Annotated in this window: 22 protein-coding genes and 1 tRNA gene; 14 read left to right on the top strand and 9 right to left on the bottom strand. The window is 30.9% G+C overall.

Annotated elements, in window-relative coordinates; genetic code table 11:
- Positions 1-3: 3 nt before the first annotated feature.
- From dapB to GYM72_RS09900, 5 genes are all read left to right on the top strand, one after another.
- Positions 4-705 (top strand): 4-hydroxy-tetrahydrodipicolinate reductase, encoded by a 702-nt coding sequence (gene dapB, locus GYM72_RS04800; protein WP_160556652.1) that lies wholly within the window; start codon positions 4-6, stop codon positions 703-705.
- Positions 706-769: 64 nt separating this feature from the next.
- A complete protein-coding gene (lepB, locus tag GYM72_RS04805) occupies positions 770-2,380 on the top strand; it encodes a signal peptidase I (RefSeq protein WP_160542093.1) in 1,611 nt (536 codons plus the stop codon).
- Positions 2,381-2,390: 10 nt separating this feature from the next.
- Positions 2,391-3,572, top strand: a complete 1,182-nt coding sequence (locus GYM72_RS04810) for an aminopeptidase C (protein WP_220264906.1) — start codon at positions 2,391-2,393, stop codon at positions 3,570-3,572.
- 4 nt (positions 3,573-3,576) lie between these two features.
- A complete protein-coding gene (locus GYM72_RS09895; protein ID WP_255571590.1) occupies positions 3,577-3,705 on the top strand; it encodes a hypothetical protein in 129 nt (42 codons plus the stop codon).
- Between the two features lie 94 nt (positions 3,706-3,799).
- Positions 3,800-4,027 carry a GNAT family N-acetyltransferase gene (locus GYM72_RS09900; RefSeq protein ID WP_370626055.1) on the top strand — a complete coding sequence of 76 codons (228 nt, stop codon included), beginning with the start codon at positions 3,800-3,802 and terminating at the stop codon, positions 4,025-4,027.
- A gap of 259 nt (positions 4,028-4,286) precedes the next feature.
- On the opposite strand, the gene GYM72_RS04820 is transcribed toward GYM72_RS09900, so the two are convergent.
- Positions 4,287-4,955 (bottom strand): hypothetical protein, encoded by a 669-nt coding sequence (locus tag GYM72_RS04820; protein WP_220264907.1) that lies wholly within the window; start codon positions 4,953-4,955, stop codon positions 4,287-4,289.
- A 405-nt stretch (positions 4,956-5,360) separates the two neighbouring features.
- Here GYM72_RS04820 and GYM72_RS04825 point away from each other — a divergent pair, with 405 nt between their 5' ends.
- Entirely contained in the window at positions 5,361-6,407 is a 1,047-nt protein-coding gene (locus GYM72_RS04825; protein WP_220264908.1) for an alpha/beta hydrolase, read from the top strand.
- Positions 6,408-6,552: 145 nt separating this feature from the next.
- Positions 6,553-7,152, top strand: a complete 600-nt coding sequence (locus GYM72_RS04830; RefSeq protein ID WP_220264909.1) for a nitroreductase family protein — start codon at positions 6,553-6,555, stop codon at positions 7,150-7,152.
- 121 nt (positions 7,153-7,273) lie between these two features.
- Here GYM72_RS04830 and GYM72_RS04835 read toward each other — a convergent pair whose 3' ends face one another.
- The gene (locus GYM72_RS04835) at positions 7,274-7,786 is read right to left on the bottom strand and encodes a GNAT family N-acetyltransferase (RefSeq protein ID WP_220264910.1); all 513 of its coding nucleotides are present in this window, start codon (positions 7,784-7,786) and stop codon (positions 7,274-7,276) included.
- 177 nt (positions 7,787-7,963) lie between these two features.
- Here GYM72_RS04835 and GYM72_RS04840 point away from each other — a divergent pair, with 177 nt between their 5' ends.
- Together GYM72_RS04840 and GYM72_RS04845 are read left to right on the top strand one after the other, a co-directional pair.
- Positions 7,964-8,302: a translation initiation factor gene (locus GYM72_RS04840; RefSeq protein WP_220233144.1), complete on the top strand. Its 339-nt coding sequence runs from the start codon at positions 7,964-7,966 to the stop codon at positions 8,300-8,302.
- Between the two features lie 40 nt (positions 8,303-8,342).
- On the top strand, positions 8,343-9,230 hold the full coding sequence (locus GYM72_RS04845) for a nucleoside phosphorylase (RefSeq protein ID WP_220264911.1): 888 nt from the start codon (positions 8,343-8,345) through the stop codon (positions 9,228-9,230).
- Positions 9,231-9,298: 68 nt separating this feature from the next.
- Here the strand turns inward: GYM72_RS04845 and GYM72_RS04850 are convergent, their stop codons facing one another.
- Both GYM72_RS04850 and GYM72_RS04855 read right to left on the bottom strand, forming a co-directional pair.
- Positions 9,299-10,780 carry an amino acid permease gene (locus GYM72_RS04850; RefSeq protein WP_220264912.1) on the bottom strand — a complete coding sequence of 494 codons (1,482 nt, stop codon included), beginning with the start codon at positions 10,778-10,780 and terminating at the stop codon, positions 9,299-9,301.
- 333 nt (positions 10,781-11,113) lie between these two features.
- Positions 11,114-11,560 carry a GNAT family N-acetyltransferase gene (locus GYM72_RS04855; protein ID WP_160556663.1) on the bottom strand — a complete coding sequence of 149 codons (447 nt, stop codon included), beginning with the start codon at positions 11,558-11,560 and terminating at the stop codon, positions 11,114-11,116.
- Between the two features lie 282 nt (positions 11,561-11,842).
- Here GYM72_RS04855 and htpG point away from each other — a divergent pair, with 282 nt between their 5' ends.
- Positions 11,843-13,726: a molecular chaperone HtpG gene (htpG, locus tag GYM72_RS04860; protein WP_220263620.1), complete on the top strand. Its 1,884-nt coding sequence runs from the start codon at positions 11,843-11,845 to the stop codon at positions 13,724-13,726.
- Positions 13,727-13,904: 178 nt separating this feature from the next.
- Here htpG and GYM72_RS04865 read toward each other — a convergent pair whose 3' ends face one another.
- From GYM72_RS04865 to GYM72_RS04885, 5 genes are all read right to left on the bottom strand, one after another.
- Positions 13,905-14,609, bottom strand: coding sequence for a DUF4197 family protein (locus GYM72_RS04865; RefSeq protein ID WP_220263621.1), 705 nt, complete (start codon positions 14,607-14,609; stop codon positions 13,905-13,907).
- Between the two features lie 107 nt (positions 14,610-14,716).
- The gene (gene uvrC / locus GYM72_RS04870; protein WP_220263622.1) at positions 14,717-16,504 is read right to left on the bottom strand and encodes an excinuclease ABC subunit UvrC; all 1,788 of its coding nucleotides are present in this window, start codon (positions 16,502-16,504) and stop codon (positions 14,717-14,719) included.
- 204 nt (positions 16,505-16,708) lie between these two features.
- Positions 16,709-17,986, bottom strand: coding sequence for a replication-associated recombination protein A (locus GYM72_RS04875; RefSeq protein ID WP_220264957.1), 1,278 nt, complete (start codon positions 17,984-17,986; stop codon positions 16,709-16,711).
- Between the two features lie 226 nt (positions 17,987-18,212).
- Positions 18,213-18,605, bottom strand: coding sequence for a hypothetical protein (locus GYM72_RS04880; RefSeq protein ID WP_220263623.1), 393 nt, complete (start codon positions 18,603-18,605; stop codon positions 18,213-18,215).
- Positions 18,606-18,621: 16 nt separating this feature from the next.
- Complete coding sequence (locus GYM72_RS04885) at positions 18,622-20,136, bottom strand: GH3 auxin-responsive promoter family protein (RefSeq protein WP_220263624.1); 1,515 nt, start codon at positions 20,134-20,136, stop codon at positions 18,622-18,624.
- Between the two features lie 173 nt (positions 20,137-20,309).
- Here GYM72_RS04885 and GYM72_RS04890 point away from each other — a divergent pair, with 173 nt between their 5' ends.
- The 4 genes from GYM72_RS04890 to GYM72_RS09905 all read left to right on the top strand — a co-directional run bounded on the left by GYM72_RS04890 (position 20,310) and on the right by GYM72_RS09905 (position 23,969).
- The gene (locus tag GYM72_RS04890) at positions 20,310-22,064 is read left to right on the top strand and encodes a long-chain fatty acid--CoA ligase (protein WP_220263625.1); all 1,755 of its coding nucleotides are present in this window, start codon (positions 20,310-20,312) and stop codon (positions 22,062-22,064) included.
- A 240-nt stretch (positions 22,065-22,304) separates the two neighbouring features.
- A tRNA-Ser gene (locus GYM72_RS04895) sits at positions 22,305-22,391 on the top strand.
- A 167-nt stretch (positions 22,392-22,558) separates the two neighbouring features.
- A complete protein-coding gene (locus GYM72_RS04900) occupies positions 22,559-22,804 on the top strand; it encodes a hypothetical protein (protein ID WP_220263626.1) in 246 nt (81 codons plus the stop codon).
- A gap of 283 nt (positions 22,805-23,087) precedes the next feature.
- A complete protein-coding gene (locus tag GYM72_RS09905) occupies positions 23,088-23,969 on the top strand; it encodes a type I restriction endonuclease (RefSeq protein ID WP_255571440.1) in 882 nt (293 codons plus the stop codon).

Genomic DNA, 23,969 nt, shown 5'->3' on the forward strand with positions numbered 1-23,969 from the left:
CTTATGAAAATAGCTTTAGTAGGTTATGGTAAAATGGGTAAGGCCATTGAAGAAATAGCTAAAAATCATAATCACGAAATTGTAGCCCGATTAGAAGAAAAACCAACTCAAAAAAATTTAAATGGTGCGGATGTAGCTATTGAATTTTCAACTCCTTCTACTGCTTATGAAAATGTAATTGCTTGTTTAGAATTGGGTATACCTGTTGTTTGTGGAACAACTGCCTGGTTAGATAAACTTCCTCAAGTAAAAGAATATTGCGCAAAGCATAACGGGGGATTTATTTATTCTTCCAATTACAGTTTAGGCGTTAATTTATTTTTCGAAATAAATAAAAGAGCGGCTGAAATTATGCAGAAGTTCCGGGAATATACGGTTCACATTGAAGAAATTCATCATACAGAAAAAAAAGATGCACCCAGTGGTACTGCCATAACGCTTGCAGATGAAATCATACCGATTTATGGTTTTGACGGATGGAATTTATCCTATAAAACCAATAATAATTTATTGGGAATTGAAGCTAAAAGAGTTCATGATGTTCCCGGAACACATACTGTGATTTATAATTCGCCTATAGACGATATTGAACTGAAACATGTAGCCCATTCTAGAAAAGGATTTGCTATGGGAGCATTAATTGCAGCCCAATGGCTTATCGGAAAAAAAGGGGTATTCACCATGAAAGATGTATTAGGCTTTTAGATAAAAACTATTTTATTTTAGGCTACTAAATAACTAAATATTAAAAAGATTTAAAGATTATCTCATGCATTATTTAACTTATTATTTACTATTCGCTTTACTTTCAAATATATTTTATTTCCTGACTGCTTGGAAATTATTTCAAAAAGCAGGTAGAAAAGCATGGGAATCCTTAGTTCCTTTTTATAATATTTTAGTTACTTTAAAAATTATTCATCGACCTTGGTGGTGGTTTATTATAGTATTTATCCCGATTGTCGGTCCAATTATGGGAGCTATTATATTAGTAGATTTTATAAGACATTACAATCGTCGTTCGTATTTAGATGCCGTTTTAGTTTTATTCTTCTCATTTATTTTTTTAGCATATATAAACTATTCACCTGAAACACAATACAGTGGTAAACAAGAACGAAAAGAAACATTTATATCTGCCGTATTGTTTGCCGTTATATTTGCCACAGTCATCCATGCTTTCGTCATTCAACCGTTTACCATTCCGACTGCTTCTATGGAAAGAACCTTGCTGGTAGGAGATTTCCTATTTGTCAGTAAGTTGAATTACGGAATAAGAATTCCGATGACTCCGGTAGCGTTGCCTTTTTTACAAAATAAAATTCCGTTGGGAAACAATCAACAGCCTCAAAATCAAATAAATTCTTATGTAGATAAAATTCGTTTGCCGTATATGAGACTTCCCGGTTGGACAAAGGTTAACAGATATGATATCGTTGTTTTTAATTATCCTACAGATTCTTTGCATACTGCCATCGATAGGAAAGATCCTTATGTTAAGCGCTGTGTGGGTTTACCGGGAGATAAAATTCAATTGATTGATGGAAATTTATTTATCAATGGAAAACCCGAAGAAATAAAAAAAGATGAAGAACAACAAAGAGACTATTTAGTATATACAACCCAAGCCGGAATCAGTCAAAGAAAAATTGAAGATCTATTGGGTTATGCCACGTATCAAGAAGGAATGAACGAACAGGGTAATACTATTTATTATTTCAAAGGGCTTACCCAAGAAAATGCAAACAAAATAAAAAATTTTGATACGGTAGACTCTATTCAGATTTTATATGCAAATAAAGGAGAGGAGGGCATCCATTATAGAGATATAGCAAAAACAAAAATTGATACAACTAATTCCATTTTTCCCCTTCATAGTGGTTGGAACGGCTCTCAATATGGACCTCTCATGATACCTAAAAAAGGGGATATTATTACGTTGACCCGTCAAAATATAGATCAATATAGAAGAATCATTAAAAATTATGAATATAATGATTTGAAGGAAAAGGAAGGCAAATTTTACATAAACGGTAAGGAAACTAACACCTATACCATCCAACAAAATTATTATTGGATGATGGGGGACAACCGAGATAATTCTTTAGACAGCCGTTATTTCGGATATGTACCGGAAGATCACATTATAGGAACTCCTATTTTTACCTGGTTAAGCATTCAAGGTTTATTCGAAAATGATCCTTTCGGGCATCCTGCCAAATTCAAAATAAGATGGGATAGAATGTTTCGTACCGTTAACACAAATGTTCCGCTTAAAGATAAAACTAATTATATACCTGTATTTATCTTATTGTTAGGAGGATATTTTGCATACGATTACTTTAACAAAAAGAAAAAGAAAGCAAACGATAAAAAATAATTATCAAATTATGAAGAAAACCATCTTTTTTGTAATGGCATTATGGATCTTACCTTCAATAAGTTATGCTCAAGATGATTTAATCAATAAAATTAAAGATAATAAGTCAACCCATACCGATTTTCGTTTTACCATCATAAAACAACTGGATAATACTTCCGTAAAAAATCAAGGATCTTCAGGGACTTGCTGGAGTTATGCAGGAAATTCTTTTTTAGAATCTGAAATATATAAAAAACATCATCGGGTATTAGATATAGCAGAAATATACACTGCCAGAAAAACTTACGAGGATAAAGCCAAAAATTATATTTTAATGGACGGTTACGTTAATTATGGTGATGGAGGTTCTTTACACGATGTTATTAATATGTACAAAAAATATGGAATGGTTCCTCAGGAAGCCTATACCGGACTAATTAATGGTGCTATAAAGAATAATTTCAGTAAAATGCAGCAAGAACTTAAAGAGTATTTAGATACGGTAAAATCTCAAAAAGCACCTATTAATACCCAATGGACGCAAAATTTTTCATCTATTTTAGATAAATACATTGGAAAAGTTCCTGAAACATTTATTTATAAGGGAAAAGAATATACACCTAAAACATTTGCAGAAGAAATTGTTGATTTAGATCCAAATGATTATATAGAAATTTCTTCTTTTAAAGATTACGAATATTATACACCATTTTATCCGCCATTACCTGATAATTGGAGTGGAGACAAGATGTACAATGTTCCCATGAAGGAATTGACTGAAATTATTGATCATGCTTTATCAACGGGATATACGATTGGATGGGCCAGCGATGTTAGCGAGCCGTATTTCAGTTGGAAAAATGGTATCGCTTATGTTCCCGATACGAATATTTATTCCATTTCTTCCGAAGAAAAAGCAAATTTATTCAATTATCCCAAGCCGGAAAAGGTTATCACTGAAGAATTGCGTCAGGAAGCCTTTAATAATAAAACTACAACAGATGATCATGCCATGCATATAGTGGGCTTGGCAAAAGACCAAAACGGTAAGGAATATTATTTAGTTAAAAATTCTTGGGGAATAAGCAATGATTATCAAGGATATTTATACGTCACAAAAAATTACGTACAATTCAAAACCACCGCAATTTTAGTAAACAAAAAAGCCATTCCTAAAAAAATTTATAAAAAACTAAACCTTAAGAATTAATACAATGAATTTTTCAATTCAACCCAATTTAGAAAATGATTATGTACAAATATTACCCTTAGAAATCAACGATTTTGAGAGTTTGTATCAAGTAGTAAAAGATAAAAAAATCTGGGCAACATCCTTGTCATAATCGTTGGAAAGAAGACGTATTCAAAGTATTTTTTAAAGAAGCAGTTGAAAGTAAAGGAGCTTTTAAAATTATTGATAAAGCAACCGGAGAATTAATCGGAAGTACTCGGTTTTATGATTATTCGGAAAATGACAAAAGCATCGTAATCGGATATACTTTTATAGCAGTGAAATACTGGAGAACAGGTATCAATTCTTCAATTAAAAAATTGATGATTGATTATATTTTCCAATATGTTGACAAAATTTATTTTCATATAGGCTCAACTAATTTGGAGATAGAATCGATAAACTTAAATAACAGTATTAAATATTCTATTTAACATAATATAAATTATAGGAAAATTAAATATTTCAAAATTAAAGATTCATTCATATTATTTAATAAACTTTCAGCTTTTATAATATATATTGCAAGGAAAAAAAACATTATAAAAATTTTTGAAAAATTTTTGTAAATAAAAGTCTGATATTTTTTATATCAGACTTAAAATTAATTTTTAAATTTTTAATTGAAATTATTTAAATAAAATTTATAAAACTTTAATCATTCTTTTTTGTATTATAATTTAATCCTATCATTTACATCAATTCAGTTCCATCTGTATAAACAATTTTGTTAACTGTAAAATTGAATATTAAATCGTCAAAATTTGAATTAACCAATTTCAGGTCATTAATATCATTTTCTGCATCAAAACTCATCGTTCCTTTATATGTCCCATAAGGCTTAATTCTTTTATCAGTAAAACTTTTCATATAACCATCTCCAATTTCATCTCCTAAAGCATTGTAAATATGAAAACCGAATTTGATCGCTTTAATTTCTTTATCCGAATTGTTATGTATAGTATATTTAAATATATGATAAGAATTAAATTGATAATCATTAATATTAGCAGGTTTATGATTATAATCATTAATAGATATATTTAAAGCTTTATTTACTTTATCTTCTTCATTTTCATCATCGTTATTAATTTTATCTTGTAAAAACTGTTCATCCATTTCAGCAAATTTTTTAGCATCTTCTAAAATTTGGTTATATGTTTTACCTGTTAAATGATGTTTTAAATTTGAATTCCTTAACCATTCCTTAAGAATATTTTTATCCTCTTGGTTCATATTCTCAATCTTTTCGATAGCTATTATATCTCTATCTAAATTTATTGCATTATATTCTCTTTTCATAGGATTTGAGCAAGAAAATAAAGCAAATGAAAATAAAAAAATTGTAAAATTTTTATTCATAGTATTAAATTTTATATTATCTTGCAAAGATAACAAAAATCTAAATATTTTATCTAAAACTTAAATTCCACAGATATTATTTAATCATATTTTCAAAAAATTATATTGATATAAAAAAATAATATATAATTAAATCTATCAATTTTAAATTGATGACTATTTTAGAACTATAAATACTAATTAAATTTTTGATATTAGTATTGTTTTGTATTTAAATAAACTTGATACGTATATTTCGTTTCTACAATTGAGCCTTATAGAATATTAAAATGAACCGTACAACAAAATAAAAAAAGAAATCCCATTATACTTTTACTTGAAAAAATAAATATCATTCAAACCATACAATTATATCATTAATAAGGTTGAAATAATGATTTTATTAGTACCATTAATCATCAACGAATGAAAAAAATAATCCTATTACTGGCAATGAACCTAGTTATTTGGGCAGCAGGTCAGCAAAATAAACATCAAGTAGAAATGAATCAGACAAAACAAACCGAACATTACACATTCACGTTAAGCGATAAGGTAACAAGACAGAAAGTTACATTTAAAAATCGCTACGGAATTAGTCTTACCGGAGATTTATATATCCCTAAAAAACACACTAACAACCCCCTGCCCGCTCTTGCTGTATGTGGACCTTTTGGAGCAGTTAAAGAACAAGCTTCGGGATTGTATGCCAATCAAATGGCACAACGAGGTTTTATTGCATTGGCTTTTGATCCTTCTTATACAGGAGAAAGCGGAGGGGAACCTCGCAATGTAGCATCTCCTGATATTAATACTGAAGATTTTAGTGCAGCCGTTGATTTTCTGGGAATTCAAAAAAATGTAGATAAAAATAGAATTGGAATTATTGGTATTTGCGGATGGGCAGGATTTGCCCTAAACGCTGTGGCGGTAGACAAACGAGTAAAAGCTGTTGCCACAACAAGTATGTATGATATGTCCCGGGTGATGTCCAAAGGATATTTTGATAAAATGACTTTAGAAGAGCGAACCAACATTTTAAAGCAATTGAGTGAGCAACGATGGATGGATGCAGAAGATGGCATATTTCATGCAGGCCCATTATTAAATCCTGTGAAATTAAATGGCGATGAACCGCAATTTGTAAAAGATTATTACGATTACTATCGTACACCCAGAGGATTTCATGAACGTTCTTTGAATTCAACGGGAGCTTGGAATGCTACCAATCCCCTCTCCTTTATGAATATGCCTATCTTAACCTATATTAAAGAAATCTCACCCCGTCCGATATTATTAATTGCCGGAGAAAATGCACATTCACGATATTTCAGTGAAGATGCCTATCAATCGGCTTCAGAACCTAAAGAATTACTACTAATTCCAAATGCTGTTCATGTGGAATTATATGATAACGTAACAATCATACCTTTTGATACATTGGAACGATTTTTTGAAGAGCATTTAAACTAATGCTAAATAGAATTTTTTATTACTGTAAGATTTTAATCAAATAGTAAAAATATCTCAGTATTAACCCTATAATTTTATTAATTCGTCATATCTTCATAACTTAGTAACAGAATAAATAATTATTTAAATTTTAAAATTAGAAAATATGGATTTTTTGAAATTAGCAAAAACCAGGTATACTACTAAATTATACGATCCCACTAAAAAAGTATCTGAAGAAAATATTCAAAAATTAAAAGAAATCTTGAGGCTTAGTCCCTCTTCCATCGACAGCCAACCTTGGAAATTTTATTTTATATCAGATCCGTCACTTAAAGATCAATTAGCGGGAGCTTCTGAATTTAATTCACAAAAAATAAAAGATTGCAGCCATATCATAGTGTTTACTGCTCTGGATAATGTCAAAAAATTTGAAGAGGAAATGCCTAATTATTTGCCTGAAGGCAGCATGGCTTATTATAATCAAGTACTGAAACCGCAATCAGAATTTGAAATAAAATCTTGGTTTCAAAAACAAGTATATCTATCCTTAGGATTCTTTTTAAGTGCCTGTGCCGCCTTAGGTATTGACAGTACTCCTATGGAAGGCATTGAGCCTAAAAAATATAATGAAATATTGAAACTCAACGATTATACAACCCTTTTCGCTGTAGCCATTGGATATAGAAATCCGGATGACAATAATCAACCTTCTAAAACTCCAAAATCAAGATTGGAAATGGACAAGATCATAAAATCAAGGTAATAGAATAAAAAAGTTTAAAAAAATACTATTTAATGTTTAAATAGTATTTTTTTGTTTATATGCTTCAACGTATTCAATTCAAGAAATTTTTATATAAATTATAATTGATCAAATACATATATTAAAATTCCAATTTCATCATAAGATCCGTTTGCTTATCTTCTCCTAATACAAAAAAATGCGTATCAAAAACCTTGAGTCCATTTTTCTGATAAAATTTTATAGCCTTAGTGTTTTTCTCCCAAACTCCTAACCAAACATAAGTGCAATTTCTTTCTTTAGCTATGGCAATGGCCTGATTAAATAATTGTTGTCCTATAAATTGTTTTTGAAAATCCCTAAGAACATATATCCGTTCAATTTCCATTCCCTCATTTTCTTTAATTTCCGTTTGAGCTTCTCCAAAATTAATTTTAAAATAACCTATAGGATTCTGATCGATTTCGGCAAAATAAAATTCAGAATTGGAATCAGCTAACTCGGATTTCAATTGATCTGAATTTACATGTTCATTCAAATAACGATCCATATTTTCTTGGGTATTTGAACTTCCAAAAGTTTCAACAAACGTTTTATAACTTATATGAACCAATGATTCTATATCTCTTTCACTTATTTTTCGTATCTCTAGCATTTTACCTGAATTCTTTTAAATTCAAAATTAAACTAAAATTACTTTTCATACACGATCGTATAGATTTTTTATTAATTGAAACAATTCCTTTCAATAATTTCAAACTATAGATAAGTAAAATCCATTCCTTACAATAAAAAATTACTAATTTCGTAATTGTATATATAAAGCAACACCATGGATTTGCAAGATCAGCTTAAGAAATTATTTCCGAATCATCAGTTTGAAGAACCTGAAGAATCATCTTCCACCCCTGAAAAAGAATTATTTATGCAGGAGGACCCTATTATTTGTAAATATGAAAAAAAAGGGAGAAATGGAAAGCCCGTTACTATCTTGGAAAATTATAACGGAGCAGATGAAGATTTAAAACAACTTGCCAAAGAACTAAAATCCCAATTAGGTGTGGGCGGATCTGCCAAAGACGGAATTATTGTTATTCAGGGAAATTATCGAGATAAAATAATGGATATTTTAAAAGAAAAAGGATTTTCCGTTAAACGAGTGGGCGGATAAAATATAGATATCAAATTTAAAAAAATTAGCTTTACAAACTATGCCTTCTAAATTATCAAATTCAGAATTAGTATTAAATCCCGACGGGAGTATTTATCATTGCAATATCAAACCCGAAGAGCTGGCAGATACCATTATACTGGTTGGTGATCCGGGACGTGTACCTAAAGTGTCACAATATTTCGATTCCATTGAAGTTACGTCTCAAAAACGAGAAATTGTTACACACACGGGAACACTTAACGCAAAAAGGCTTACTGTAATATCCACAGGTATGGGTACCGATAATATTGATATCGTTTTGAATGAGTTGGATGCTCTTGCCAATATTGACTTAGTTAATAAGAAAATTAAATCTACCCCTACCCGACTTACTTTTGTTCGATTAGGAACCTCCGGTTCTTTACAGTCCGATATTCCGGTAGATACGATGGTTGCCTCATCTAAAGGATTAGGATTTGACGGTTTAATGAGCTTTTACGCAAATACTGAAAATTTTTACACCAATGAAATTGCAGAAGCGTTTACATCGCAAACCCACTGGAATAAAAAAAGAGCAGTTCCTTATGTTGTAGACGGATCTCAGGAATTACTAGACCATATGTGTGAAAATTCAGCCGTCAGAGCCGGTATCACTGCAACCGCTATTGGTTTTTACGGTCCTCAGGGAAGAATTTTACGTTTGGACTTAGATGATGAAAAGATGAACGAAAAACTTAATCGATTCGAATATAAAAATCACAGAATTACCAATTTTGAAATGGAAACTTCAGCCATTTACGGTTTATCTCAATTGATGGGGCATCGTGCTTTATCATTAAACACTATTGTAGCTAACCGTTATGCAGGTACTTTTAGTAAAGATCCTTATTCCTCTATAGATAAAATGATACAATATGCTTTAGAAAAGCTTACAAGTTCTAATTAATTTTTTTAAATTAATTAGAACCCTAATCTATTTCTTAATCATTGTATGTTTGAAAATATAATAACCCACTAAATTAAGCAGTAAATTCTCCAGAGAAAATAGGCTAAAAATATAATTAATAAGATCCATTTATATTTAGGAAATCTATAGCAGAAATACAGAACAAACAACCATACAGGAATCAGCTCAATAGATAATTCCATACCGGTAAACCACATAATGGGTAAAATTCCAACTAAGAATATCAAACAAATAATATTTCCCAGCGGAAACCATAAAGAAGGAAATTTAGTTTTAAACACTCCTTCTTTATTTTTACTTCTTTTAAAATAAAAATGGGTTAAACTGATGATTATCCAATTGATGATTAGAGAAGAAACTACTAACGACATTAAATAATTAAGAGCTTCTTTCGGCATTACTTTGTTTACAATAACACAAACAGCAGCAAATAAGGCGGAAACCAATATGGCCATTACCGGTACATGATTGGCATTCAGTTTCGATAAAAATTTAGGAGCATTTCCTTGTACGGACAAACCATATAACATCCTGCTGTTACTGTACACACTGCTATTATAAACAGATAGGGCTGCAGTTAAAACCACCACATTCAGAACATTTGCAATGATGCTTGTAAAATAAAAAGTATGACCTAATAATGTAAAACTAAAACCGTTAAGGGTATCAAAAACAGTTACAAACGGACTGCTTCCTGTTGTTATTTCTCTCCACGGAGAAAGTGAAAATAAAATCAGTAGAGCTCCGGTATAAAAAATAAGGATTCTGTATATTACCTGATTCGTTGCTTTAGGGATAGTTACTTCAGGATTTTCTGCTTCCGAAGCAGTGATCCCGATCAGCTCCAACCCTCCGAAAGAAAACATAATGAAAGCCATTGCGGCAAGTAATCCTTGATAACCTCCTGCTCCATCTGAATTAAATAAGCACTTAGGAAAAAATCCACCGTCGTTCCATAAATTAGTTATGGATGCTTTAGGGCCTCCCGAACCGCTTATCAAAAGATAGCTTCCAAAAACAATCATAGCAATGATTGCAATAACTTTTATGATTGAAAACCAAAATTCTGCTTCTCCGTAAATCTTTACATTAGCCAGGTTAATTAAATTAATAACCACAAAAAAGAATAAACTCGATACCCATAATGGAATTTCCGGCCACCAAAAATGTACATACGTTCCTATGGCGGTTAATTCCGTCATGCTTACTAACGTGTATAACAACCAATAGTTCCAACCGGAAGCAAAACCTGCAAAAGGTCCCCAGTATTTGTTGGCAAAATGACTAAAACTTCCCGATACCGGTTCTTCAACCACCATTTCTCCCAGTTGCCTCATAATCATAAATGCTATAAATCCGGCAATGGTATAACCTAAAATAACGGATGGTCCTGCCATGACAGCAGCCGGTCCGATTCCTAAAAATAAACCGGTACCTATGGAGCCGCCTAAAGCGATAAGTTGTATATGTCGATTAGATAATCCTCTTTTTAATTCTTTCTTTGTTCTATCAGACTTTAAATTCTTCAAAATTAATTCTTTACAGTTAGTAATTTAGTATTAGTATAAAAAATTGTAATTATTTTTGCTCTATTTTCAAATAATATATAATTTCAGATAAAATTTATCTTATTTTATACGGAATTTAATAAATTTTACAAATATAATGAAATTCGAAAAATAACTGTTTTTTTAATTATATATATCTGTTAAAATCTTACATTTTCGATAAATCTATTCCTAAATTAACAATGATTTTTTACCAAATCACAACTAAAACTAAAGATTCAACACTAAAAAATGTAAATTATATACTTTGCTGCATAAAATAAACCAATTGATACATTTTTTTAACGCTTGAAACTATAAATCAATACTGCAATTGATCCATTCTGCATCAAATTTTGCATTATACTTTTTATAAAATTCTATCGCCGTTTCGTTCCATTCCAATACCTGCCATACCATCCCGTTTAATTGTTTATCTTTAGTTTCTTTGATCACAGCCTCAAAAAGTTGACTTCCTATTCCCTTTCCTCTCCAATCGGGGCATACATAAAGATCTTCAAGATACAGGCGTTGCCCCTTCCATGTCGAATATCTCACATAGTATAATGCAAAACCTATAAGGGTTTTAGATTTCTCATCTTCAGCTACCAACGCCCACCAAACGGGATGATCTCCAAATCCGCTTTCTTCAAAATGGGATAGATTTACGGTAACTTCCTCCGGTGCTTTTTCAAAATCGGCTAATTCTTGTACTAATTCCATTAATCTTTTACAATCTCCTTTAACTGCTTTTCTTATCATTTTATTTACATTTAAAATAAAGTTTATAAAAATTTTAATTTAAACTATTAAAGATAAAAAATTAAAATAAATTTATCTTATTTTAGAAAATAAAAAATTGGATAGTATATAGTAAATTCATTTGTGAATACATTTTTAAATAATGGAAATAAAAATTATCTATTGCTAATCCGCCTTTTACCTTTGTTTCCCGTCATTTTGTCATAAGATTTTCATTGGTACTTTTTTTGACTTTTAAAAATTAATTTTCATTAATAAATCGAAAAAAAATAAAAAAAATATATGGCAAAAGGAAATATTAATGTATCGGTTGAAAATATTTTTCCACTGATTAAAAAGTTTTTATATAACGATCACGAAATATTTTTACGTGAGCTGGTATCTAATGCTACCGATGCTACTTTAAAACTTAAACATTTATCGAATATTGGAGAAGCTAATGTTGAATATAGCAGTCCAATTATTGAAATTAAAATAAACAAAGAAGATAAAACTCTTCATATTATCGATCAAGGAATCGGTATGACAGAAGAAGAAGTACAGAAATATATTAATGAAGTAGCGTTTTCAGGAGCTGAAGACTTTATTTCTAAACACAAAGATGCTGAAAAAGAAGGCATTATAGGTCATTTCGGTTTAGGCTTCTATTCTGCTTTTATGGTTGCCGATAAAGTGGAAATCATAACTAAATCTTATACAGATGCTCCGGCCGTGCAATGGGTTTGCGACGGAAGTCCTCAATTCGATTTAGGTCCTGCAGATAAAAAAGATCGCGGTACTGAAATTATTTTACACATTGCCGAAGATTCTTCTGAATTTTTAGAAGAATACAAAATTCGCGAGCTGCTGTTAAAATACAATCGATTCATGCCTATTCCGATTAAATTCGGAACTAAGGAAGAAATGTTACCGCTACCTGAGGGTGCTGATAAAGATGCCAAACCCGAAAAAGTAATCGTTGATGATATCATCAATAATCCTAATCCGGCATGGACAAAGTCTCCTTCTGAATTGAAAGATGAGGATTACAAAGCATTTTACCATGAGCTGTATCCGATGCAATTTGATGAACCTTTATTTTACATTCATTTGAATGTAGATTATCCGTTTCATTTAACCGGAATTTTATTCTTTCCTAAATTAGCCAATAACCTGAATTTAGATAAAGACAAAATCCAATTATATCAAAATCAAGTTTTTGTTACCGATGAGGTTAAAGGCATCGTTCCCGATTTCTTAATGTTATTGAGAGGGGTTATTGATTCTCCCGATATTCCGTTAAACGTTTCTCGTTCTTATTTACAAGCTGACGGCGCTGTTAAGAAAATTTCTTCTTACATCACCAAAAAAGTGGCTGATAAGATGGTTTCTTTAATTAATGAAAACCGCGAGGATTTTGAAAAGAAATGGAATGATATTAAAATAGTAATAGAATACGGAATGATTTCTGAAGAAAAATTCTATGAAAAATCAGATAAATTCGCGCTTTATCCTACAGTAGATCATGTATATTATACGTTCGACGAGTTAAAAGATAAGATTAAAGATCACCAAACCGACAAAGATGGTAAATTAGTGATCTTGTATGCTACCAATTTAGATGAGCAAGATCAATACATTCAAACGGCTAAACAAAAAGGCTATGAAGTTTTATTATTGGATTCTCCAATAGTTCCTCATTTAATTCAAAAATTGGAAACGTCTAAAGAAAATATTTCTTTTGTACGAGTAGATGCAGATCATATTAACAATCTTATCAAGAAGGACGAAAACACCGTATCTGTTTTAACCGATGAAGAAAAAGAAACTCTTAAAAAAGAAATTGAGGAAAATGTAGATTCTAAAACGTATACTATTTCGTTAGAAAATTTAAGTAAGGATGACGCTCCTTTTATTTTGACTCAGCCGGAATTTATGAGAAGAATGAAAGATATGCAACAAGTGGGCGGTGGAATGTACGGCATGATGGGTAATTTCCCTGAATCTTATAATCTTGTCGTTAATACCAATAATCCTATTGCTTCCGAGATATTAAAGAAGGAAAACAAAGACGAAAAAGCTTCCATTATTAAACAAGCTTTAGACTTAGCTAAACTTTCTCAAAATATACTAAAAGGTAAAGATCTTACTGATTTTATTAAGAGAAGTTACGAAATGATAAAGTAATAAATTATCTTTGATACATTAAAAGCCATTCTAATCAGAATGGCTTTTTTTAATTTTATTTTAATAAAACTTATTTTAGTTATCTAATCCTCTATTTTAACCATTTCTTTACTTTTTTCCGAATGACTAAAATTAAGTGATAGATACTGTTTAATTCAAAAATAGCTTTCTTATTAGCTTATTTAACTAACGATTTAATAAGATCTGTAGAAAGATTGGAATTTTTTACTTCATATTCTTCTGCTACTTGAAAAAATCCATTAACAATTTGACTAGTTGCGTACTTTGCAATCGAATTAGCTCCGTTTTCAGTTGTTGAAGCAGGGTTTCCCGTAATCATGGCTAAGGCATTTTGAATTGTTTTGTTGTTTAACGCAGAATTAACCAATGCGGTTACTCCACTGCTGTTTAATTCATTTTCAACCTCGGGTTGTATTGCTTCAAAAAGTTTCGCTTCCGTTTTCTTTTTCAAAAATTGAGTGGCTGCTCCCTTTCCACCTGCTATAATTTTAGCAGCCTCTATAGGCGTGATGTCTTTAATTGCAGAATTAATGATAGGTTTAAATAAATTAACTGAAGATTGAGCTGCATTTCCGATGTTTTGCTTTTCACTTTCAACGATACTGGATAAGCCTAAGGTTTCGAGTTTCGTATTAATATCCTTAAGTTCATCGGGTAAGGCTTCTTCCATTTTTGTATTGATCAGAAATGAACCTGTATCTTTTAGTACGGAAAAACTTTGATTGGTACTGGCAGTTAAAATTTTTTTTACGGCATGTAAGGCGGCTAAATGATTGGTTGATCTTTTTTGACAGATACATAGTTGAAAACTCAATATAAAAATAAAAAGCAATCCAATTTTAGAATAAAATGTATAATTCATAAATTTTTATAATTAAAAATAACAAGCAAAAATACTATTATCTTTTAATAATAGTAACGATTTTATCCGATTAACTTTTTTATCGAGTTTAAGAGGTTTAATAAAACTTATTTATCCGTTTTAAAATAATTTAGGATTATTGAAGTTCTTTTATCACCAATAAGCTTTTGAATTTCATCTTCGCTAGCCTGTCTTATGGCTGGTACGGATTTAAAGTGATTTAAAAGTATTTCAATGGTTTTTTTTCCAATTCCGGGTATTGTTTCCAGTTCAGTCGTGAATGTTTTTTTACTTCTTTTATTTCTGTGCCTGGTTATTCCATACCTGTGCGCCTCATCCCGAACTTTTTGCAACACTTTTAAGGTTTCTGAAGTTTTATCCAAGTATAAAGGGATGGAATCATGGGGAAAATAGAGTTCTTCCAACCTTTTGGCGATCCCGATAATAGGTATTTTTCCCGCCAATCCCAGTAATTCCAATGATTTATAGGCAGAGCTTAACTGACCTTTTCCTCCGTCAATTAGAATAAGTTGAGGTAATTCGTTATTTTCTTCTAATTGCCTTTTGTATCTGCGATATATTACCTCCTCCATAGTAGCAAAGTCATTAGGTCCTTCTACTGTTTTAACATTAAAAATACGATACTCTTTTTTACTCGGTCTGCCGTTGCGGAAGACAACACAGGCAGAAACCGGATTGGTTCCTTGTATATTGGAATTATCAAAACCTTCAATTAATCGTGGTTCTTCCGGTAAATGTAAAAGCGTTTTCATTTCAGCCATAATTCGGTTGGAATGTCGTTCGGGATCTACAATTTTAACCTGTTTTAGCATTTCTAACCTATACTCTTTGGCATTTCTTTCAGATAAATCTAATATTTTCTTTTTATCCCCTATTTTAGGAATATATAATTTTACATCCGGTATTTTAATATCTACAGGAAAAGGAATATAAATGATTCTAGATACTGAATTGAATTTTTCTCGTATTTCAATTATACTTTTTTGTAATATTTCTTCATCGGATTCATCCAACTGTTTTTTTATTTCAGTTGTATAGGATTGAATGATTCTACCTTTTACAATTTTAAAATAATTAACATAAGCAGCCGATTCATCGGAAGTTATTCCGAATACATCCACATTGGATATAGTGGGTGAAATTACGGTTGATTTCGCTTGATATTTTTCTAAAATATCTAGTTTTTCTTTTATTTGCTGTGCTTTTTCGTATTCCATTTTATCAGAATACTGCATCATTTTTTTTCGTAAGGATGCTAAAGGTTCGGATATATTACCTTTGATAATATCCCGTATTTCTTTGATATTTTCTAAATAATCTTCAAGCGTTTGATATTCCTCACAGGGACCTAAACAATTATGGATATGATATTCCAGACAAACGGAAAATTTATGTGATTCAATTTTTTCTTGAGTTAAATCTAAATTACAACTTCGTAAGGGATAGATACTTTTTATTAACTCTAATAGTGCTTTGGCAACTACTACGGAACTATAGGGTCCATAGTATTCAGAACCGTCTTTTATTAGTTTTCTGGTTAAAAAAACTCTTGGAAAGGGTTCATTTTTAATGCATATGCAAGGATAGGTTTTATCATCCTTTAAACGAATATTATATCGCGGCTGAAATTCTTTAATCAGATTATTTTCCAACAATAATGCATCGTATTCAGTATCAACAATCGTAATTTTTAAATTTTTAATTTTTGAAACTAAAACTTTAGTTTTACCTACATGTTCTTTGTTGAAATAAGATGAAACCCTTTTTTTTAAGTTTTTAGCTTTTCCAACATATAAAATTTTCTGGTTTTCATCAAAAAACTGATAAATTCCCGGTTTGTTAGGTAATGTTTTTAACTGAAGTTCTAATGACATATCTGTTACTGAAATTTCCTATACAAAAATACGTATAACTAAATTAATTAATGATTCAAATATAGAGACGAACTAAGATTCTTATCTTAGTTGCAACCATTGAAAGGCAATATTGGAAATATTAAAATAGGACTATAAGGAAGATTTATTCTATTTTTACTACATCTTTTATATCACTGAATTTTAGTCAATTCTGTGATCATATTAAAAATTGTATTTATCCATCCACAAATTTTTAAGATAATCTCTGAGTTTGTTTTCTCTCGGATTATTACCGGGTTGATAAAAACTTTGATGAGAAGCTTGATCGGGTAAAAATTCTTGATATACAAAATTTCCCGGATAATCATGGGCATATTTATATCCTGAACCGTAATTCAGCTCTTTCATTAATTGAGTGGGTGCATTTCTTATTGGTAGAGGAACGGGCAAATTTCCTGTTTCTTTAACGTATGCTAAGGCTGAATTTATTGCTAAATAGGAAGCATTTGATTTAGGAGAGGTTGCTAAATAGATGGCACACTGACTTAATAAAATTCTTGCTTCGGGATTTCCAATGACATTTACCGCTTGAAAGGTATTATTTGCTAATATTAAAGCTGTAGGATTGGCCATACCTATATCTTCTGAAGCGGAAATAACCATCCTTCGGGCTATAAATTTAATGTCTTCTCCCCCATCCAGCATTCGAGCTAACCAATATACGGCTGCATTGGGATCTGAACCTCGAATCGACTTTATAAAGGCGGAAATGATATCGTAATGTTGTTCTCCTCCTTTATCATACAAAGCCATATTTTGTTGAATGACTTTTTTTATTTCTTCATTATTTATATGGATTTCCTCCTGATCACTGAATTGTTGTACAACTAAATTCAAGCTGTTTAACAGTTTTCTGGCATCGCCTCCTGAATATTGCAATAAGGCTTCTTCTTCATCTATGATTATCTTCTTTTGGGACAAAATTTCATCTTCTGTTATAGCCCTGTGCAATAAATTGGACAACGCTTTTTTATCTAAGTGATAAAGGGTATATACCTGACACCTGGATAATAGTGCTGATACAACTTCAAAACTGGGATTTTCCGTGGTTGCTCCGATTAATACGACCCATCCTTTCTCAACGGCTTGTAATAAACTGTCTTGCTGCGACTTGTTGAATCGGTGGATTTCATCAATAAACAAAATAGGACTTTTTCCGGTAAATAAATTTTGATTTTTAGCCTTTTCTATTACTTCTCTTACTTCTTTAACTCCGGAGCTTACCGCACTAAGTGTATAATAGTCTCTTTGAGATTCATGGGCTATTATTTCTGCGAGAGTTGTTTTTCCTGTTCCCGGAGGACCCCAAAAAATCATGGAAGCTAGATTTCCACTTTCCACCATTCGTTTAATGGGACCGTCTTTTCCTATTAAATGATTTTGATATTGATAGTCCTCAAGGGTTTTCGGACGCATTCTTTCTGCTAAAGGTGACTGGATCATCCTCTTATTTATTAATACTGTTTCTAAATGTAATTATTTATTTTCAAATTTTATGGATCAAAGGCAATAAATTTTCACATTTTCTAATATATATATGCTTTATAGATTTGAACTTAAAACTTTTAAAAATATCCTACTTTTTAAAAATAGAGTTACCCAAAGTTTCTGTAGTTTTACCATATAATTTTTCGTAAACTAGTATTATATTGAATAGAAATCCTTATTAGTTATTTTTGTAAAGCGTTTTGCCGTCTTTTTCTAATTCATAGATATCATTAATTTTTTTTACTACCCAATTTCCATTTTTCCATTCAGTATCATTTATCTTCTGTGCGATCACTGAACCGGGTATTTCAGATGAAAATATTTCTATACGATCTTTATCTACAAGTATATAAGCTGCTTGAGTAGAGGTTGTGGAAACTGGTTTTAATTTAATTCCTACACTAAACGGTTGAACGCAATCTCTTTTAATTTGCGACCATTGAGAACCGGTAGATCTTTTACACCCGTGTTCGTCTGCATCATTTCCTACAATGACCGAATGGGTGTTATTTTTAGATGAACAGGCAAGTAAGCTTAGAGTAGTTCCTAAAATTAAAAAAAATTGTTTCATTATTAAAGTTTTTAGATTATTTATGGTTTAAGTTCAGCAATGAATCCAAATATTCCCTGTCATTAGCTAAACGGGGTATTTTATTTTGACCACCCAATTTACCTCTTTGCTTCATCCAGTCATAGAAAAGATGAGGTCTTGCTGAATGTACTTTGGGCATTGTTAATGTCATATTATTATATCTTTTGGCTTCATAGTCAGAATTTAATTTCTGCAATTCATTATCTAAAATTTCCGTAAATTTTTCCAGAGAATTCGGTTGACGCGCAAATTCTATGATCCACTCATGCGAACCTTTTTCTTTTCCTTTCATAAATATCGGCCCGGCCGTATATTCGGATATTATCGCTTGGGTTTCTTTTTCCGCCTCTTTTAAGGCTTTTTCAGCATTTTCAACCATCAATTCTTCACCAAATGCATTAATATAAAATTTGGTTCTTCCCGTAACTCTTATTCGATACGGATTTTTAGAAACAAACTTTACCGTATCTCCTATAATGTATCTCCACAATCCGCCATTAGTTGTTATAACCAATGCATAATTGGTGTCTAACTTTACATCTTCAATGGATATAACTGTCGGATTATCCGAATAAAACTCATCCATAGGTATAAACTCATAAAATATACCATAATCGAGCATTAAGAGCATATCTTTACTTTCATTGGTATCTTGCATGGCAAAATACCCTTCGGAAGCATTATAAATCTCATAATAATTAATCGGTTTGGAAAATATGGATGCATACTGCTCAACATAAGGAGTGAAACTTATTCCCCCATGAAAGAAACATTCAACATTCGGCCATACTTCATCAATGTATTTTTTATCTGTAGCTTCCAATACTTTTCTTAATAATACCATCATCCAGGAGGGAACTCCGGTAAAACTTCCCACATCTTGCGTAATGACTTGTTTTACAATTGCCGGTAATTTGATTTCCCAATCTTTTAAAAGAGAAACTTCTTTATTTGGAGTGCTTTTCCATTCTGCCCAAAAGGGTAGATTATCTATTAAAACGGCAGATAAATCTCCATATTTCGAATCAAAACCGGCGTAATTTTCCCTGGTTCCTCCCAACCTTAAATTTTTACATTGAAAAATTTTTGTATTTGGATTATGGAAAGCATACATTGAAAATAAATCTTTTCCTGCCTTATAATGACATTCTTGCAAGCTATCTTCAGTAATTGGAATAAATTTACTTTTAGCATTGGTTGTACCGGATGATTTGGCAAACCATTGAATTATTCCGGGCCATATAACATTTTTTTCGCCTTTTCTTGCTCTCGTTATATAAGGTTCGAAATCTTCATAATGTACTAATGGAACTTGATTTTTGAAATCCTTATATGAAGTTATTTGATTAAACTTATATTTTTTTCCGTATTCGGTATCTTTTGCCTTATATAAAAGGGCTGTTAATACGGCATTTTGGGTATCTTCAGGATGATTAATGAACACTTCCATTTGCTTAACCCTTTTCTTTACATACCACTGGATAAAGGTATTTACAATTCCTGATACCATTTCTTTACTAATTTTAGGATATAAAAGTACATATATTACTAAATCTAGCCAAAAATTAACTAATTTTTGAAATAATTAACATACCTTAATTTCATAAGAATTATATTATTCTTAACTTTACATTTCGAGATTTAGGTTTATCTTATTCTAAATTTCGATAAAAAAAATTATATATGAATTTTTCGCAAATCATACTTGATAATAAAGTATTATCTTCTAAAGTAGCCTTAAATTTTAAAGAAAATCATGAATGGAAATCGTATACTTGGTTAGAGTTTACTAATTTAGTTAAACAAACAGCCAATGCTCTAAAGTCTTTAGGTGCTAAACCTGATGACAAGATTGCCATATATGCTGATAATATGCCGCAATGGATGATTTTAGATTTAGCGATTCTTACTATTGGTGCTGTTACTGTACCGATTTTTGCTACTCTAACTTCTGAACAAGCTGAATACATCATAGATGATGCTAATGTAAAAATTATTCTTGCCGGAAATGAAAAACAATATACGAATTGTTTAAAGATCTATTCTAAAGGAACTTCTCTTGAACATATTTTAGTTGCTAAGAATTTTATTGAATTACAAAGTAAATATTCCTATCATTTTTATGATTTGATTAAAGATCAGTCAACAGACTGTGAAGTGGTTTCTAAAGATAAAGACGATATCGCTTCTATAATATATACTTCCGGAACAACCGGAGAACCTAAAGGCGTAATGCTTTCTCACGGAAATTTTATCGAAGCTTGTAAAGCTCATGAAAGGTTCTTTGGTTTTACTCCTAAAAATGAAAATTCATTAGTGTTTTTACCATTAAGTCATGTATTCGAGAAATGTTGGAGCTCTTTTGTACTGTCAAGTGGTGGGCAGCTTAGCTTTTGTGAAAATCCGAAAGAAATATCACAATTTCTTTTAGAAGTGAAACCAACAACCATGTGTTCGGTTCCTCGCCTTTTCCAAAAGATTTATATTTCTGTTAATGAAAAAATCCAAAGCAGTCCCAAATTTTTAAAGAAATTATTTACATCCTCTTTGAAAATTGGTCAAAAATACTCCAATCTAAAAAGAAACGACAAAAAAATCCCTTGGTTTTTAGCCCTTAAGTATAAAATCGTTGATACACTGTTTTTCAAAAAAGTTAAGAAACAATTGGGAGGTAATCTTAGATTTATTCCTGTGGGAGGAGCTTCGATCAGTCCTGAAATAACAGAATTTTTGGATTGTATTGGAATTCATTTATGCGTGGGATATGGCTTAACTGAAACCACTGCGACTGTGGCAGCTTTTCCGTTGAAAAACTATGACTATAATTCAGTTGGTAAGCCCATGACAGGAGTACAAATACGTATAGGCGATGAGAATGAAATTTTAATTAAAGGATACGGGGTTTTTAAAGGTTATTATAAGAAGGAAAAAGAGACTAAAGATGCTTTTACTGCCGATGGATGGTTCAAAACCGGTGATGCAGGAAAATTTGACGAAAACGGTAATTTAATTATTATTGATCGCATTAAAGATTTAATGAAAACGTCTAACGGTAAATATATTTGTCCGCAGCCGATTGAAAATCTTTTAACCAATGATAATTATATTGAGAAAGCTGTGGTTGTGGGTGATAATAAACCATATGTAACGGCCTTATTAGTACCTAACTTTGAGGCTTTGAAACATTTTGCAGAAAATTTAAATATTCATTTTAATTCTTTTGAGGAGCTGATATCTCATCAAAAAATAAAAGATTTGTTCACTGCGAGAATCAATCATATTCAGCAACATTTAGCAGGATTTGAAAAAATTAAAAAATTTCAATTGCTTCCTATGGATTTTAACATGGATTCCGGTGAGATCACTCCTACTTTAAAAGTTAGACGTAAAATTGTATTAGAAAAATTTAAATTTCTAATCGATGATATGTATAGTTAATAGTAAATAAATTCTTATTATTATAAAAAAACAACTAAGATAATCTTAGTTGTTTTTTTATTTTATAATTAGTGTAATCAAAAACAGAGTTTTAATACAATTTGAGTTTTATATCTATATTATTAATTGCTTATTGAAATATAAATTTAAACGTTCATCCCGTTAAAATTTAATTTTAATAAAGATTATATAATAGTTGGTTCAATTTAAAAATATTTCTATATTTGCGCTCTACTAAACAGAGAGGTGCTCGAGTGGTTGAAGAGGCTACCCTGGAAAGGTAGTATACGGGTAACCGTATCGTGGGTTCGAATCCCATCCTCTCTGCTAATAAACCCGCTTAAATAGCGGGTTTTCTTGTGTTTACGCGGTTTATAGCCCTTTTTTACGTTTTTTTACCTGTGCCATATTCTGCCATATTCTGCCAATTTTTTGATACCTTTTTTTAAAAAAGTATCAAATTTTTTGATACCTTTAATCAAATTTATAATTACATGGATAGCTTATCATTACGCTTTATATTCGACAGGAAAAATGAAATTAAGAATAAAGGTAAACAAACAGGGCTATTACACATTGAAGTCAGGCAGAACAAAACCATAAACCGTATATTTATATCTACAGGCATTAGATTAAAACCATCTGAATTTACACCCAAAAACGGATTTACCTGCAAGAATCATCCTAATGCATCTGCTATAACCGCTAAGGCTCATCGGATCCCATTATTATTTCGGTAATTTATATTTTTAAACTCTATATTTTACTGCTTTTCCCATAGTTAACATAAAAATAGATTAAAAAAATACCCATTCGGGATGAAAAAAATTGAATTTTCTTAAGGGCTTAGATGAGATAATATTAGAATAGTAAATATGATTTATGATCATTAATAAGCGTTGCTTTTTATGTATATTTGTACTATTTATCTAATTAACTAGTAACAGAACATATAAACTATTAACCATCTATAATTAACAGAATAGGGAATAAAATATATCATTTTGGCATATACATATATATATGATTAAAGAAATAGAAATAGAGAAAAATTTAATTATAAAACTTTCAGAGTTAAAATATAATTATCGCCCGGATATAGTTGATAGAAAAACGCTTGAGGAAAACTTTAAAGCCAAATTTGAAGAACTTAACCTTGTTCATCTTACAGATAGTGAGTTTTCTCGACTTCGGGAAGAAATAATTAATTCCGATGTATTTATTACATCCAAAATGTTGCGTGAAAAACAATACTTTCAGCGTGAAGATGGAACTCCTCTACACTATACCTTGGTAAACATCAAAGATTGGTGTAAAAATGATTATGAAGTCATACATCAATTACGCATTAATACAGAAAACAGTCATCAACGTTATGATGTTATTCTTTTAATCAATGGTTTGCCTGTGGTGCAGATTGAATTAAAGAAGTATGATATATCGCCGCGAAAAGCCATGCAGCAAATAGTGGATTATAAAAACGATCCGGGCAACGGTTACAGAAATTCTCTACTTTGCTTTATGCAGTTATTTATAGTGAGTAATGTAAGCAGAACCTTATACTTTGCGAATAATAAAAATGAGCATTTTGCATTTAATGCAGATGAACAATTTCTTCCGGTTTATGAATTAGCTGACATCAATAATAACAAGATTAATAATCTTTATGATTTTGCTGATAAATTCCTCAAAAAATGCACACTTGGAGAAATGATTAGCAAATATATGGTATTGGTGGAAAGCGAACAAAAATTGCTTGTGATGCGTCCGTATCAGATTTATGCAGTAGAGGCTATAATTAACTCTATTAAACAAAACTTAGGAAACGGTTACATTTGGCATACTACAGGAAGTGGTAAAACCCTAACTTCTTTCAAAGCCTCTACTTTGATGAAAGATATCTGA

The organism is Apibacter sp. ESL0404, assembly GCF_019469245.1.
Lineage (GTDB): Bacteria > Bacteroidota > Bacteroidia > Flavobacteriales > Weeksellaceae > Apibacter.

What these genes read in the sequence shown, in the direction of transcription:
- dapB (WP_160556652.1), top strand. Translation starts at nt 4, where the DNA reads ATGAAAATAGCTTTAGTAGGTTATGGTAAAATGGGTAAGGCCATTGAA.
- lepB (WP_160542093.1), top strand. Translation starts at nt 770, where the DNA reads ATGCATTATTTAACTTATTATTTACTATTCGCTTTACTTTCAAATATA.
- GYM72_RS04810 (WP_220264906.1), top strand. Translation starts at nt 2,391, where the DNA reads ATGAAGAAAACCATCTTTTTTGTAATGGCATTATGGATCTTACCTTCA.
- GYM72_RS09895 (WP_255571590.1), top strand. Translation starts at nt 3,577, where the DNA reads ATGAATTTTTCAATTCAACCCAATTTAGAAAATGATTATGTACAAATA.
- GYM72_RS04820 (WP_220264907.1), bottom strand. Translation starts at nt 4,955, where the DNA reads ATGAATAAAAATTTTACAATTTTTTTATTTTCATTTGCTTTATTTTCT.
- GYM72_RS04825 (WP_220264908.1), top strand. Translation starts at nt 5,361, where the DNA reads ATGAAAAAAATAATCCTATTACTGGCAATGAACCTAGTTATTTGGGCA.
- GYM72_RS04830 (WP_220264909.1), top strand. Translation starts at nt 6,553, where the DNA reads ATGGATTTTTTGAAATTAGCAAAAACCAGGTATACTACTAAATTATAC.
- GYM72_RS04835 (WP_220264910.1), bottom strand. Translation starts at nt 7,786, where the DNA reads ATGCTAGAGATACGAAAAATAAGTGAAAGAGATATAGAATCATTGGTT.
- GYM72_RS04840 (WP_220233144.1), top strand. Translation starts at nt 7,964, where the DNA reads ATGGATTTGCAAGATCAGCTTAAGAAATTATTTCCGAATCATCAGTTT.
- GYM72_RS04845 (WP_220264911.1), top strand. Translation starts at nt 8,343, where the DNA reads ATGCCTTCTAAATTATCAAATTCAGAATTAGTATTAAATCCCGACGGG.
- GYM72_RS04855 (WP_160556663.1), bottom strand. Translation starts at nt 11,560, where the DNA reads ATGATAAGAAAAGCAGTTAAAGGAGATTGTAAAAGATTAATGGAATTA.
- htpG (WP_220263620.1), top strand. Translation starts at nt 11,843, where the DNA reads ATGGCAAAAGGAAATATTAATGTATCGGTTGAAAATATTTTTCCACTG.
- GYM72_RS04865 (WP_220263621.1), bottom strand. Translation starts at nt 14,609, where the DNA reads ATGAATTATACATTTTATTCTAAAATTGGATTGCTTTTTATTTTTATA.
- uvrC (WP_220263622.1), bottom strand. Translation starts at nt 16,504, where the DNA reads ATGTCATTAGAACTTCAGTTAAAAACATTACCTAACAAACCGGGAATT.
- GYM72_RS04880 (WP_220263623.1), bottom strand. Translation starts at nt 18,605, where the DNA reads ATGAAACAATTTTTTTTAATTTTAGGAACTACTCTAAGCTTACTTGCC.
- GYM72_RS04885 (WP_220263624.1), bottom strand. Translation starts at nt 20,136, where the DNA reads ATGGTATCAGGAATTGTAAATACCTTTATCCAGTGGTATGTAAAGAAA.
- GYM72_RS04890 (WP_220263625.1), top strand. Translation starts at nt 20,310, where the DNA reads ATGAATTTTTCGCAAATCATACTTGATAATAAAGTATTATCTTCTAAA.
- GYM72_RS04900 (WP_220263626.1), top strand. Translation starts at nt 22,559, where the DNA reads ATGGATAGCTTATCATTACGCTTTATATTCGACAGGAAAAATGAAATT.
- GYM72_RS09905 (WP_255571440.1), top strand. Translation starts at nt 23,088, where the DNA reads ATGATTAAAGAAATAGAAATAGAGAAAAATTTAATTATAAAACTTTCA.